Source organism: Flavobacterium sp. GCM10023249 (assembly GCF_042653365.1).
GTDB lineage: Bacteria > Bacteroidota > Bacteroidia > Flavobacteriales > Flavobacteriaceae > Flavobacterium.
Window position 1 is genome coordinate 733109 of the sequence record NZ_JBHSHZ010000006.1, and the last position, 14431, is coordinate 747539.

Below are 14431 nucleotides of genomic sequence, written 5' to 3' on the forward strand. Positions count from 1 at the left end.
TAGAGGGATTTTTCTGATATGTACTAAGTTATAAAACTTTAGCGTATTTAAAAAGGATTTAGTAATCAAACCGGATTGCGGGAAAATAACTTTTATGGGTGTTTATCAATCAACAAATTTTATGAAACTGTATTTTATCATTTATAGTAAGCCGTTGAAGGTTATTTTGATTTAAAATTGATAGAAGGTAGTTTGTTTTAATTCCTTGTTATAACTTGTTAAATACAACTTGTTTTTTAAACTGTAAACCAATTGAAATTCTTGATCTTTTTGAGTTTCAATATATTTTCTCAAGTTTTCTAATTTTGAATCCTGTGCTTTTTCGGCAACATGATTAAAATTTGAATCAAAAATGATTTTGGTATGTACAACTATTTTATTGGCATAGGAATTAATTTCCAAATTACTAGTATTTCCAGCCACCAAAGCACCAACTATTCCACCAATTAACCCACCAAATGCTCCGCCAATAAATGCTCCTGAGTTTTGTTGTGGATAAGAAACACCACCAAGTGTAATATGGTATTTGTCATTTTCAAAATAACCTGAGATAGAAGGATTTTGTCTGTTAACTCGTCTTACAAATTGATTCGGCTTTTCTAAAATTGTTTTTTTGGTAATGCTACCAATTTCCTCAGTTAAATCAGAATTATAAGTAGTTCCAAAATTATCTATTTGATATAATATATTTTTAACTTCATTGTTTTCAGCATCTTTTATGCTTAAATAAATCTTTCCTTCGATTGTTTTTATTTGAAAAACATGATTGTTGATGATATAGGAATTTGAATCAATAGTAGCTAACTGATTGTCTGTAGTAACAAACTGTTTGTTGAAAACCTTCTGTGATGCGGAAAAGTCTTTTAAATTAATGGATAGTGTTTGCGTGAAATTGGAATTGTAATCAAAACACAAAGTTAATACGTCATCTTTTAAGAAGATCTTTTTCTTTTGAGTACTTGAAACTAACGATGGGAAGGTATTGTTTGACATAACTCTGAAACCGTCTTTATAAAAAGCTCCATTTCCTTCCCAACATATATCATTAAAATTGGCGAAACCACCATCTGAGTTCAAGAATTTCATATCTTTAAGATCGACTGTTTTTTGAATTGCAGCATTTTTTTCTAAAACGAAAATGGTTAATAAGTTGCTTCCTTTACTAGAAGATAAAATATAACATTTTCCGTTTTCCGATAAGTAAGAAATTACTTTTCCTTTGTTTTCTGAAATCAAATCAATTTGGCTTGTTTTTACAGTATTGGTAGCAAAGTCCAATTCCTTGACTTCAATAGTATTATCTTTTGCCCAATAGGTGTAATAAAGATTGTCGCTAAAACTATATCCCAAATAGAATCTATTTTCCTTTTCTGCAAATGATTCCGAAATTTTTCCTTTAGGACTCATAGTATCATCGAAAAGTAAAAAATCGATTTGAGTTTTATAGTTGTAAATAAATACAACTTTTTCATTTATGTCATCCGTTAGAGTGACAACATTTTTTGGTTTATTAATTTCATAACTAAATGTGTTTATCTTTTCTTGAGATAATGAAATTTGCTGCACAAATAGCAGAAAAGCAATGATTTTTAGTTTCATGATGTAGTAACTTATTATGCGATAGTTGCTCCGTTTTCCACTCCTTCTTTTTCAGGAGATACAAATACTAATTTTCCTTCAGCATTGTTAGTCAATAATAACATTCCCTGACTTTCTACACCACGTAACGCTCTTGGTGCTAAGTTTACTAAAACTGTTACTCTTTTTCCAATTACTTCTTCCGGTGTAAAGTGCTCGGCAATTCCCGAAACAATCGTACGAACGTCAAGTCCGGTATCTACTTTTAAAACTAATAATTTATCGGCTTTTGGCATTTTTTCAGCTTCGATAATGGTTCCAACACGTAAATCGATTTTTGAGAAATCATCGAAAGTAGCAGTTTCTTTTTGAGGCATAATTTTATTGTTATCAGCAACTACATTGGCTTTTTTAGTTGCTTCGAGTTTGTCAATTTGTTTTTGTATTTCAGTATCTTCAATCTGAGCGAAAAGAATTTCAGCTTCGCCAATAGTGTGACCTGCCGGTAATAAATCGCTGGTTTCAGCAACCGTATTCCAGTTCAATTCGTCTAATTTTAAAATGTTGGCCAATTTCGTAGCAGTAAAAGGCAAGAATGGTTCAGCCAATACACGCAAAGCAGCGGCAATTTGCAACGCCACATACATTTGTGTCTTTACACGCTCAGGATCGGTTTTTACCATTTTCCAAGGCTCTTCATCGGCTAAATATTTATTACCCAAACGGGCTACATTCATCATCTCACCCAAAGCTTCTCTGAATCGGTAGCGCTCCACAGAAGATGCAATCACTGCAGGATAGGCTTTTAATTCTGTTAAAGTTGCTAAATCAACTTCACTATATTCATTTGGCGTTGGAACAACTCCTTCATAATATTTATTCGTCAATACCACTACACGGTTGATGAAGTTTCCGAAAATAGCCGCTAATTCGTTATTGTTTCTCGCCTGAAAATCTTTCCAGGTAAAATCGTTGTCTTTGGTTTCAGGTGCGTTCGCCGTCAAAGCATAACGTAAAGCATCCTGTTTTTCAGGAAAATCAATCAAGTATTCGTGTAACCAAACCGCCCAGTTTTTAGAAGTAGACAATTTGTTGCCTTCTAAATTCAGGAATTCGTTCGCAGGAACATTATCCGGCAAAATGTAACTTCCTTCCGCTTTTAACATCGCTGGGAAAATCACACAGTGGAATACAATATTGTCTTTTCCGATGAAGTGTACTAATTTGGTATCATCCGATTTCCAATACGGCTCCCAGTCTTTTCCTTCACGTGCCGCCCATTCTTTGGTGGAAGAAATATAGCCTATAGGCGCATCAAACCACACATATAGTTTTTTGCCTTCAGCACCTTCCACGGGAACATCAATTCCCCAATCCAAGTCACGGGTTACCGCACGGGGTTCTAATCCACCATCAATCCATGATTTTACCTGTCCGTACACATTCGGTTTCCAGTCATTTTTATGACCTTCTACAATCCATTCCTGTAAGAAATCAGAATATTCATTTAAAGGTAAAAACCAGTGTTTGGTTGATTTTAAAACCGGCGTTGTACCAGTAATGGTTGATTTCGGATTAATTAAATCCGTAGCATTTAAAGAGGAACCACATTTTTCACATTGATCACCATAGGCTTCCGGATTGGAACACTTCGGACAAGTACCGGTAACAAAACGATCGGCTAAAAACTGTTCTGCTTTTTCGTCATACAACTGATCTGTTGTTTCTTCGATGAATTTACCTTCATCGTATAATTTTCTAAAAAATTCTGAAGCCGTTTTATGATGAATTTCCGCAGAAGTTCTAGAATAATTGTCAAAAGATATTCCGAAATCAATAAAGGATTGACGAATGATTCCATCGTATTTATCAATTACTTCCTGAGGGGTAATGCCTTCTTTTTTGGCTTTCATGGAAATGGCTACACCGTGTTCATCGCTTCCGCAGATGTAAGCTACATCTTTTCCTTGTAAACGTAAAAAGCGGGCATAAATATCACCGGGCACATAAACACCAGCCAAGTGACCAATGTGTATGGGACCGTTTGTATAAGGCAATGCTGCCGTAATAGTATATCTCTTCGGATTTTGTAACATAACGCAATTAAATTGAGTGCAAAAATAAGGTTTTTAGATTTATTATGCTGATTTTTATTAGAAGCTATTCTCCCGTCTTTAGGACGAGATCACTCTATCTTTTTTTGCCATTGGTCAAAGCAAAAAAAGGATGCCGTTTCCATCAGGGCTATTGTATTATAATTTTTATATTTGTCAAACCTGATGCAGTTCAAATGAAAAAGGCACTTACATTTTTACTTTTAGTATTTTCATTCACCTTAATGGGACAAACCAAAACTATGATTACACCTCCTTTATTAAAAAAAGGCGATACCGTAGCCATTGTAGCTACAGCGCGTAAAAATATTGATGACAATTTAAAACCGGCAATCGATTTGCTTAAAAGCTGGGGATTGGAAGTAAAAGTTGGGAGCACAATTGGTTTGGATTTGAATCAGTTGGCAGGAACCGATGAACAACGTGCTAAAGATTTTCAAGAACAGTTGGACAATCCTAATATTAAAATGATTTGGTGTGTTCGTGGGGGTTATGGAACGGTTCGTATGTTGGATTTATTGGATTTTACAAAGTTCAAACAAAATCCAAAATGGATTGTCGGCTTTAGCGATGTTACTGTTTTACACAGTCATTTGAATACGATGGGTTATCAATCCATTCACGGTATCATGCCAGTAACCGTTGCTAAAGCATCGAAACAGGCAAAAGAAACAATGAAGGTCGCTTTGTTTGGTCAAGAACGATTGGAATATGATATTCCGTTTCATCCGATGAATAAATTAGGCAAAGCCAAAGGAGAATTAGTCGGAGGGAATTTGTCGATTTTATACAGTTTATTTGGTTCTCCTTCTGCCATAGATTGCAATGATAAAATTTTATTCATTGAAGATTTGGATGAATACCTGTACCACATTGACCGAATGATGATGAATTTAAAACGCAATGGCTGTTTGGAAAGCATTAAAGGAATCATGGTGGGTGGAATGACAAAAATGAAAGACAATGACATTCCTTGGGGTAAAGATGCTTTGCAGATTATCGAAGACGTTACCAAGAAATACAATATTCCTATCGTTTATAATTTTCCTGCAGGCCATATTCAGGATAACCGCGCATTGGTTTTCGGTTCTCAAATCGAATTGGATGTGAATGCAGAATGTACTAAAGTTTTTTTTGAATATAAATAATGGCGGATCATAACGATTTAGGAAAACAAGGTGAAGTAGCTGCAGTTGCCTATCTTCGAGAAAACGGCTATGAGATTTTAGAACAGAATTTCGTTTTCCAAAAGGCGGAAATTGATATTATTGCCCGAAAACAAGATTGGCTTATCGTAGTGGAAGTGAAAACCCGTTCTACTGTAGAATTTGGTTCGCCCGAGGATTTTGTCAACAAGAAAAAAATCAAACTCTTGGTAAAAGCCATTGATGAGTACGTGCAGCAAAGTGGTCTTGACTTGGAAATTCGTTTCGACATCATAGCAGTGGTGAAAGAAAATGGTAATTTTAACATAGATCACCTGGAAGACGCCTTTTATCACTTTTAAAAAATATTCTGTTGTTTTTGTAACAAATTGTTTTATTTAGTAAATTTGCACAGAATTTAAAACAAGTTGGAAATGAAAACGATTTCTTCTGTTGTAGAAAACTACATTAAGACTAAGCCTTTCTTACTGAACGCCTTATCGCAAGGCATTATTAATTTGACTTCTTTGGCCAGAAATATTTCTGACGAATTGGAAGCGGAATTAGGAAAAGATGTGAAGCAGGGAGCTGTCATTATGGCTTTGAAACGTCTTTCCGAAGATTTGGATTTTCAAGTGAATCATAAAGTTACCAAAGTATTGAAAGGAATTGGTGAAATCACCGTTCGTTCTTCCTTAACAGATTATACTTTTTTAGTCTCGGATACCATTTTTGCAAAACAATCCGAATTGATTGCCGAAATTAATGACTTACCGGATGTTTTCTTTACATCTTCTCGCGGAGTTCATGAAACTAATATCGTGTTAAGTGACAGCCTGGCGCATTTGGTAGACAAATATTTCAAAGGGGAAAAGTTGACGCAAAAACTGGAAAACCTTTCATCAGTAACAGTAAAATTACCCAAAGAAAATACTACTACATCAGGGATTTATTACTTTATTTTCCAACGTTTGGCTTGGGAAGGTATTATTATCTACGAAGTAATTTCGACTTCTAATGAATTTACGGTATTGGTAAGTGAAGATGTGGTAGATAAAGCTTTTAAAGTAATTAAAGACTTGAAATTGACGAAGTAAAATTCAATACAATTTTTATTTATTCCGATGAACATAATTACAATTTCCAATCCGGTTTTAGTTCCTAAAAATCTGACTAGTTTATCTAAGTCCTATATGTTTAGGGCGGGTTTGGCAATACTCGCAATTATTCTTTTTTTCGTTTTATACCTTGCCTTGCTATTTGGTTTGGTACAATTAGTAAAGCTTGCTTTTTTTTATGAGATTGAAAATGTCAACAAATTCACTCTTTTAGTAAAATTGGGCTCAATTGCAGGATCAGTAATGCTATTGTTATTTACATTAAAGTTTATAGTAAAGCTTAAAAATGTAAAGCCGCAGAACAGAATAAAACTCAAAAAAGAAGAAAACCCTCTTATATTCGATTTCATTCATCAGATTTGCAAAGAGACAGGTGCGCCCAAACCTAAATCAATTTATATAGACCCCGATGTTAACGCCTATGTCAGATATACTAATGTATGGTTAAGTTTGCTATTACCTACAAGGAAAGAATTGACTATTGGACTTGGTTTGGTGAGTTCATTGAATTTGAGCGAATTTAAAGCGGTAATGGCTCATGAGTTTGGTCATTTTTCCCAAAGAAGCATGAAAATAGGCAGTTATATACATAGCGCAAATACCATTATTTATGATATGATTTATGACAGGGATAAATGGGATGAAATTCTTGAGCAATGGAGAAATTCCGATTTTAGGCTTTCTGCTGCAGCGTGGGTTATAACACCTATTATTTGGATCATTCGAAAAACTCTCGAACTTTTTTATATGTTTCTGAATTTAATGCATTCCTCTCTTTCGAGGGAAATGGAGTTCAATGCGGATAAAGTAGCTGTAAAAAGCGCAGGCAGCCTCGCAATTGTATCAGCTTTATGGAAACTTGATTTTGGTTTTTCCTACTGGGAGACAATATTGAATAACGCCTATTATGCTTCAAAAAAAGAGATATTTACAGATAATCTTTATCATCATAAATTAAATTATGCACAGAAAAACCTACCTCATTTAGAGGAAAAATTTGAGAATCTATCTGTCGAAGAAAATGGTGTTAGAAAATTTTTCAATGCTGATGAGCATTCAAGTGTAAGTATGTATTCCAGTCACCCGCCTAATGATCAGCGAGAAAAGAGTGCTAAAACTCCTTTTGTAGAATGTGATGAAGATCAACGCTCGCCTTGGATTTTATTTTCAAAAGAAGAAGAAATACAAAAGGAAATGACAAAATTCATTTATGACAAGTATTTTGGGCTTCAGCCAGAAGTTTTTGTCAATCACAATGAATTTGAGAATTTTATCGAATTGGAGTCAAGAAATTTGAATCTCGTAAATGAATATCAAAATACATTTCAATTTCGTTTTATCAATTTGCCTGAATTAAATTCGTTGGAACAAAATGATATTTTTGAAGGGGATTTCAAGAAAAGGGTTGAACTTTTAAAAGAAGAATTAACAGTTTTAATGGAACCTGTCGTTAACATTGAAGAAAAAATGAATCTAGCTATTCAAATTTCCAATGACGAAACCAAAATTAAATCTCTAGAATATAAAAATACTCACTACAATAAAAAAAATATTATTGAAGCGTATAATATGATGTTTAATGACAGAGAAGAATTATTCACAACTACTTTTAAAGAATGGGATGAAAAGTTCATAAAGTCACATTATCGATTGGCCAAAAAGTACAATAAGGATAATGAATATAAAAAATTACTTACTCAGCATAGTAAAATAATAAATGTCTACAAAAAACTTATTGAAGTTAAAAATCAAATCATAACCGAGATAAACATACTTCAAGCTAAATCAGATGTAACACCTTCTGAGGTGACTTCCCTTTCTGAAGATATTATTCATTTTTGCCTGAAGATTAATGATGAAATCAATAATATTGATGAAAATAGTTTTGTAATGATTTCAAATATCGACTCTGTTCAAGAATTAAAAGATGCCTTTATTGATGGTGGATTAATTAAGAAAGAAACAGGTAATATATTTGAAAATGGAGGATTAGATAGGATTATGTTTGCAATTGAAAACGGAATTGTAAATTCTAATCGTATTGAAAATAAGAACTTGGATGAGGTTCTTAAATTCAACAATGATCTCGTTTTACTTGAAACCTAAACCATTTCCATCAATTCCAAGCCTTTCTTAATCGATTTTACATTTTCGAATGTCAACAATAAACGGAGACCATTTTTGGTCTCTTTTTCTTTCATCTTGCACAGGTTGCTGTTTTGCTGTACAAACTGCAATACTTTATGAAAACGCGCCGATTGGTAATACGTACTTTGTTGATCGCCTATAAAATAACACACCATTTTGCCTTGCTTCAAAATGACCCTTTCCACTCCAATGTGAGTGGCTTTCCATTTGATGCGTAAGCTATCCAATAAAGCCAAGGCTTGCTTAGGTAGTTTCCCGAAACGGTCTTCTAGTTGTTGTTGGTATTCCTGTAATTTTTCTTCGGTTTTGATGATGGCCAAATCGTTATACAAACTCAAACGCTCGGTAACACTGTTGATGTATTCGTCCGGGAATAACAATTCGAAGTCGGTATCAATTTGTAAGTCTTTGACATATTCTTTGGTTTCCACATCGCTTTCTTCGGGATACAAATCTTTGAATTCGTTTTCTTTCAATTCTTCGATGGCTTCCTGCATGATTTTCTGATAGGTTTCGAAACCAATTTCGTTGATAAAACCACTTTGTTCACCACCCAATAAATCTCCCGCTCCACGAATTTCCAAATCTTTCATCGCAATATTGAAACCACTACCCAATTCACTGAATTGCTCCAATGCCTGAATACGTTTTCGGGCTTCATCGGTCATCGCCGAATACGGTGGCGTAATAAAATAACAAAACGCTTTTTTGTTGCTTCTTCCCACACGACCGCGCATTTGATGCAAGTCAGATAAACCGAAATTATTGGCATTGTTGATGAAAATAGTATTAGCATTCGGTACATCCAATCCACTTTCAATAATGGTGGTTGCAATTAATACATCAAAATCACCTTCCATGAAAGAGAGCATGACTTCTTCTAGTTTTTTGCCATCCATTTGTCCGTGACCTATTCCCACTTTGGCATTAGGAACCAAACGCTGTATCATTCCGGCAATTTCTTTGATATTTTCAATACGGTTATTGATGAAGAAAACCTGACCGCCGCGTTCAATTTCGAACGAAATGGCATCACGGATAATTTCTTCGTTAAAACCAACCACTTGTGTTTCGATAGGATAACGATTAGGCGGAGGAGTGGTAATTACAGATAAATCCCTGGCTGCCATCAATGAAAACTGTAAGGTTCTCGGTATTGGAGTGGCTGTCAATGTCAGTGTGTCGACATTGGTTGCGATGGTTTTCAATTTGTCTTTCACGTTGACTCCAAACTTCTGTTCTTCATCAACAATCAATAATCCTAAATCTTTGAATTGTACATTTTTATTCACCAATTGATGTGTGCCAATAACTATATCCAGTTTTCCGGATTCCAAATCTTTCAGGATTTCTGTTTTTTGTTTGGCCGAACGGAATCGGTTCAGATAATTCACATTGACCGGTAAATCTTTCAATCGTTCTTTAAAGGTTCGGTAATGCTGATAAGCTAAAATAGTGGTTGGAACCAGAACGGCTACCTGCTTGCTGTTATCTACGGCTTTGAATGCCGCACGAATGGCCACCTCAGTTTTTCCGAAACCTACGTCACCACATACCAAGCGATCCATTGGACGTTCATTTTCCATATCAGCTTTCACTTCCTGAGTGGCTTTTAGCTGATCTGGTGTGTCTTCATATAGGAAGGAACTTTCCAATTCAAGTTGTAAATAACTGTCGGGCGCAAAAGCAAATCCCTTGTCAAGTCTTCGTTTCGCGTACAATTGAATCAAATTGAAAGCAATATGTTTGACACGGGCTTTGGTTTTTTGTTTTAACGCTTTCCAAGCACCGGAACCTAATTTGTAAATTTTGGGCGGTGCTCCGTCTTTTCCGTTGTATTTCGAAATCTTGTGCAGGGAATGAATACTCACATACACAATATCATTGTCAGCATACACCAGTTTAATCGCTTCTTGGGTTTTACCTTCTACTTGTATTTTTTGCAATCCACCAAACTTTCCAATACCGTGGTCAATGTGTGTTACATAATCACCCACTGACAAAGCATTCAATTCTTTTAAAGTGATATTCTGCTTTTTGGAATAGCCGTTTTTGATGGAGAATTTATGGTAACGTTCAAAAATCTGATGATCAGTATAACAAGCAATTTTATTTTCTTCATCAATAAAACCTTGATATAAGGGCAGAACAATAGTTTCGTAATCTTTGACAAAATGCTCATGGTTTTGCTCGTCCATGGATTCAAAAATGTCATGGAAACGTTTCGCCTGTTGCTCGTTAGCACAAAACAAATAGTTTCTGATGCCGTTTTGCCTGTTTTCCTTCAAATTCTCCATCAACAAATCGAATTGTTTATTGAATGAAGGTTGTGGTTTGGTATAAAACTCAAAACTTTCCTGAATCTTGAAAGTAGGTTTTGTACTCAGCTCCACTACCGAAAATTGCAAGGCTTGTTTAAGAAAGGCTTTCTGATTCAAAAATAATTCTTCGGGCGAAGCGTGCTTGATTTCTTTTGATAATTTCTCGAAACTCTCTTCGGCTTTGCCAAATAATTTGTCCAGATTCGCCCCAAGCAAATCGGTATTCTGAATAAAAAGAGTGGTTCTTGGATGGATATAGTCTAAGAAACTTTCTCTTTTTTCTTCCAATAATTTATTTTCAAAATTCGGAATGATCGTAATCTTATTTTTCTTTTCTACCGATAATTGTGTAGCCACATCGAAAGTTCGTATACTATCGACTTCGTTGCCGAAAAACTCAATTCGGTATGGATTGTCATTGGAGAAGGAAAATACATCTAATATCCCGCCTCGTACTGAAAATTCACCGGGCTCAGTAATAAAATCGACCCGTTTGAAATGGTATTCGAATAATACTTCGTTGATGAAATCGATGGAAAGATTGTCGCCAACCGCAATTTTTAAGGTGTTTTTTTCAAGCTCTTTTTTGGTGACTACCTTTTCGAACAAAGCCTCCGGATATGAAACAATAATAACCGGTTTTTTTCTTGAATTAATACGGTTTAATACCTCGGAACGCAACAATACATTGGCATTGTCTGTTTCTTCAATCTGATAAGGTCTTCGATAAGAACTAGGATAAAAAAGTACGTCTTCTTCACCTACTAATTCTTCCAAATCGTTGAGTATATAAGCAGCTTCTTCTTTCTCATTACAAAGTAAAAGAAACGAATTTTCCTTTTTCCGGAACAGACTCTCGACGACAAAAGATAAGGAAGAACCTAATAATCCTTTGATGTGCAATTTGGCATCACCGGTAATAGCATCGGCAATGGAAGTAATTTTAGATTGTTCTGCAATCAGCTGCTTGATGTAATCGGTACTCAACGGTTTTTATTTTATTTCTTCAAATGATTCTATTTCTTCGTCCAAAGCAGGTTGTACCGGCGCAGAAGGCTTCACTACAGTTCCGCCTGCACGTTGGATCATTTCGGCTTCTCCTTCTTCCAGTTGGATTTGGCTTCTTCTCACCGTTTCTTCAATTTGGTCTTGAAAAGCATTGACTTCGAGATTTAAGTCACGCACCAATTGCAATACTTTTTTTTCCGGGATTCGGTCCAGATTAATGAACATATGCAATGCTTTGACTTTAGTGATTAAAGTTGCGAGGCGACTTTTGGTTTGTCTTTTATTGAGCTTTTCCGGAATAGTGGTTTGAAGCACTTCTGTTTTAGAGACTAAACTGGTTGTCTTACGTTTGAATGCACCAATGGTTCCTTTCGGTTTTTGGTACAATTCATCAGTAAACAAACGCCATTCATTCCAGTTGGATGCAATGGATTGTGAGGCCGGAGTTAATTTTCTTCGATTAAAATTCCATGCCTTATTGATGTTATTGAAGACTAATTCTTTTTCTTTTTTGGCTCTTGTGATTTCAATTTCATGCTGTTCGCTATCGTCTTTACACGAAAATACAACAAAAATTAAGCTCGATAGAACTACTAAAAATGATTTCATAGCTTTGGATAAAAATGTAATAGCAAATGTAAGGTTTTTGTTTTTTGGATAACTATAAGTGTTAAAGTTCTTAAGAGTTAATAGAGTTAGAAATAACGAAAACTGTATCTTTGTAACACAACTTTTCTTAAAATGGATACTAAAATTTTAATTATAGGTGCCTGCGGTCAAATAGGTACTGAACTTACTCAAAAATTAAGAGAAACTTACGGGAACGAAAATGTAATTGCTTCTGATATCAGAAAATTAAATATCGACGTAGTTAATGATGGTATTTTTGAAGTAGTCAATGCGCTGGATTACAATCAGATTGAACATTTGGTAGAGAAATATCAAATTACCGATGTCTATTTAATGGCAGCATTGCTTTCGGCTACCGCCGAGAAAAACCCTGCATTTGCTTGGGATTTGAATATGAATTCCCTTTTCCATGTTTTAAATTTGGCGAAAGCCGGAAAAATAAAAAAGGTTTATTGGCCTTCAAGTATTGCTGTTTTTGGACCAACAACACCAAGGGATAATACCCCACAATATACCGTTATGGAGCCATCTACTGTTTATGGAATCAGTAAACAAACCGGTGAAAGATGGTGTGAATACTACCACGTGCAATATGGTGTTGATGTGAGAAGCATCCGTTATCCAGGATTAATCAGTTGGAGTACACCTCCAGGTGGCGGGACAACCGATTATGCTGTAGATATTTATCATAAAGCGATTACCGAAGGGAAGTTTACTTCATTTTTATCTGAAAATTCGGCTTTGCCAATGATGTATATGGATGATGCGATCAAAGCAACGATCGGCATCATGCAGGCACCGGCAGAGCAGATTAAAATCCGTTCGTCGTATAATTTATCGGCCATGAGTTTCACACCGAAAGAAATCGCAGAAGAAATCAAAAAACATTTCCCAGAGTTCACCATTGATTATGCACCTGATTTTCGTCAGAAGATTGCTGACAGTTGGCCAGCTAGTATTGATGACTCAAGAGCAAGGGAAGATTGGGGTTGGAAGAATGATTTCAACATGGATAACATGACGGTCGAAATGATCACAAAACTGAAAGAGAACATTTATAAATAATAAAAAGGGAACGTTGAAGCGTTCCTTTTTTTATGAAGTTGCACTTCTGAAAGAAATAAACTGGGGCTCATAGTCGCTATACTCACAGCGATTTTATTTTGGAAACGCCGGCATACCACAATTTTCAGGCCATTCCACAGTTGCATGGCCGTTTTTGTCACTTTTTGCCGTTTTTTGCCACTTTTGGTGAGTAAATTGCACTTTCGGGTTACTCTTAGTACGGTATGGCACCTAGTAAAATAAGGGCTTCCCAATAGTTCATCCATAGTTCATCCATAGTAAAGTGCTATATAAGTGTTATATAAGTATAGTATATGTACTGTATAAGTGTAGTAGGACTTATGGTCCATTGGGCTATTCTACTTCTTAGACACGCAATTGAAATACTTCAACCTCAAACGATTTCCACATTCCAACGCAACACAATCCAGCCTAACCATTTTGTAATGAGATATGATGGTCTGGAATTAAAAAGGAACGCCTTAGCGTTCCTTGTTTTATTTTCCCAAAAAGAATTTGGTGCCAAAAAAGGCAACCAGAAAAGTAACCACAAAAATGATAATTTGTAACAGTAACTTGTTCTTGGGTTGCGGTTGATTGTTGTTTTCCATCGGTATTAATTCGGTTTGTAATTTGCTTTTAATTTTTCAATCAACGGATCTTCTAAAGCAGCTTTGACTTTAATCACCTCATTGGTGTTATCATTCGGAACGGTCATCGATAAAACATAATGCTTTATCTTCCATTCTTTTCCTACTTTCATTAGTACACCGCTGCCACGGCAGATTTTCATCTGTGTATTTAATAATTCGTCAAACCAAGCCATTTTTCCTGATTTGTCAAAATAGATATTTCTTTCAATAGCCGTGAAATTCCAGGCTTTTCCTCTATCAAAATAGGGTTTGGCGAAATCCATAAACTGTTTTTTGTTCCAGTTTTCGGTGGCATCTGTTCCAATGAAAATAGATTCTTCAGCTAGGTAATTAAAGTAAGTGTCAAATTTACCTTCCGCCGCAGCTTTATGCCAATTGTCTAATAGTAAACTGATGTTAGTTTTCTCTTTAGTTTGTGCCTGAACCAATGTAGAAAGGAATACGAAAGCAAAGAATATTTTTCTCATAAAAATTGAAATTGACGGTACTAAAGTACTTAAAAAAATTAAGAAGATTTAGGCTTTTAGATAGATGTTTCAGTTAATCAATTGTTACTTACCCATTTATTCAAAAACAGATGGAAAAACACGCCAAAAAAATCAGGAAAAACACCCTTCAAAAAGTGCGGTTTTCCCGTAATACAGATTGAAT

General features: G+C 35.2%; 11 protein-coding genes. 6 read left to right on the forward strand and 5 right to left on the reverse strand.

What is annotated here, in order from left to right; genetic code table 11:
- Positions 1-171: 171 nt before the first annotated feature.
- Both ACFO7M_RS04815 and metG read right to left on the reverse strand, forming a co-directional pair.
- The gene (locus ACFO7M_RS04815) at positions 172-1599 is read right to left on the reverse strand and encodes a hypothetical protein (RefSeq protein WP_379734332.1); all 1428 of its coding nucleotides are present in this window, start codon (positions 1597-1599) and stop codon (positions 172-174) included.
- Between the two features lie 14 nt (positions 1600-1613).
- Positions 1614-3674 (reverse strand): methionine--tRNA ligase, encoded by a 2061-nt coding sequence (metG, locus tag ACFO7M_RS04820; RefSeq protein WP_379734333.1) that lies wholly within the window; start codon positions 3672-3674, stop codon positions 1614-1616.
- Between the two features lie 194 nt (positions 3675-3868).
- Between metG and ACFO7M_RS04825 the strand changes: the two genes are divergently transcribed.
- The 4 genes from ACFO7M_RS04825 (at position 3869) to ACFO7M_RS04840 (ending at position 8061) form a co-directional block, all read left to right on the forward strand.
- Positions 3869-4840: a S66 peptidase family protein gene (locus ACFO7M_RS04825; RefSeq protein WP_379734335.1), complete on the forward strand. Its 972-nt coding sequence runs from the start codon at positions 3869-3871 to the stop codon at positions 4838-4840.
- Positions 4840-5199: a YraN family protein gene (locus ACFO7M_RS04830; RefSeq protein ID WP_379734337.1), complete on the forward strand. Its 360-nt coding sequence runs from the start codon at positions 4840-4842 to the stop codon at positions 5197-5199. Before ACFO7M_RS04825 ends, ACFO7M_RS04830 begins: the two co-directional genes overlap by 1 nt.
- Before the next feature lie 72 nt (positions 5200-5271).
- On the forward strand, positions 5272-5934 hold the full coding sequence (locus ACFO7M_RS04835; RefSeq protein WP_379717532.1) for an aspartate kinase: 663 nt from the start codon (positions 5272-5274) through the stop codon (positions 5932-5934).
- Positions 5935-6102: 168 nt separating this feature from the next.
- Positions 6103-8061 (forward strand): M48 family metallopeptidase, encoded by a 1959-nt coding sequence (locus ACFO7M_RS04840; RefSeq protein WP_379717530.1) that lies wholly within the window; start codon positions 6103-6105, stop codon positions 8059-8061.
- Here ACFO7M_RS04840 and mfd read toward each other — a convergent pair.
- Entirely contained in the window at positions 8058-11366 is a 3309-nt protein-coding gene (mfd, locus tag ACFO7M_RS04845; protein WP_379734503.1) for a transcription-repair coupling factor, read from the reverse strand. The genes ACFO7M_RS04840 and mfd overlap by 4 nt on opposite strands.
- A 51-nt stretch (positions 11367-11417) precedes the next feature.
- Positions 11418-12041 (reverse strand): hypothetical protein, encoded by a 624-nt coding sequence (locus ACFO7M_RS04850; protein ID WP_379734338.1) that lies wholly within the window; start codon positions 12039-12041, stop codon positions 11418-11420.
- Between the two features lie 132 nt (positions 12042-12173).
- Between ACFO7M_RS04850 and ACFO7M_RS04855 the strand changes: the two genes are divergently transcribed.
- Positions 12174-13127, forward strand: a complete 954-nt coding sequence (locus ACFO7M_RS04855) for an L-threonine 3-dehydrogenase (protein WP_379717526.1) — start codon at positions 12174-12176, stop codon at positions 13125-13127.
- A 314-nt stretch (positions 13128-13441) separates the two neighbouring features.
- On the forward strand, positions 13442-13696 hold the full coding sequence (locus ACFO7M_RS04860) for a hypothetical protein (protein WP_379734340.1): 255 nt from the start codon (positions 13442-13444) through the stop codon (positions 13694-13696).
- A gap of 47 nt (positions 13697-13743) precedes the next feature.
- Here the strand turns inward: ACFO7M_RS04860 and ACFO7M_RS04865 are convergent, their stop codons facing one another.
- Entirely contained in the window at positions 13744-14247 is a 504-nt protein-coding gene (locus tag ACFO7M_RS04865) for a nuclear transport factor 2 family protein (protein WP_379734342.1), read from the reverse strand.
- Positions 14248-14431: the final 184 nt, after the last annotated feature.

Coding starts and splice junctions, on each gene's coding strand:
- ACFO7M_RS04865 (WP_379734342.1), bottom strand. CDS start 14,247: ATGAGAAAAATATTCTTTGCTTTCGTATTCCTTTCTACATTGGTTCAG.
- ACFO7M_RS04825 (WP_379734335.1), top strand. CDS start 3,869: ATGAAAAAGGCACTTACATTTTTACTTTTAGTATTTTCATTCACCTTA.
- ACFO7M_RS04835 (WP_379717532.1), top strand. CDS start 5,272: ATGAAAACGATTTCTTCTGTTGTAGAAAACTACATTAAGACTAAGCCT.
- ACFO7M_RS04830 (WP_379734337.1), top strand. CDS start 4,840: ATGGCGGATCATAACGATTTAGGAAAACAAGGTGAAGTAGCTGCAGTT.
- ACFO7M_RS04815 (WP_379734332.1), bottom strand. CDS start 1,599: ATGAAACTAAAAATCATTGCTTTTCTGCTATTTGTGCAGCAAATTTCA.
- ACFO7M_RS04860 (WP_379734340.1), top strand. CDS start 13,442: ATGTACTGTATAAGTGTAGTAGGACTTATGGTCCATTGGGCTATTCTA.
- metG (WP_379734333.1), bottom strand. CDS start 3,674: ATGTTACAAAATCCGAAGAGATATACTATTACGGCAGCATTGCCTTAT.
- ACFO7M_RS04855 (WP_379717526.1), top strand. CDS start 12,174: ATGGATACTAAAATTTTAATTATAGGTGCCTGCGGTCAAATAGGTACT.
- ACFO7M_RS04850 (WP_379734338.1), bottom strand. CDS start 12,041: ATGAAATCATTTTTAGTAGTTCTATCGAGCTTAATTTTTGTTGTATTT.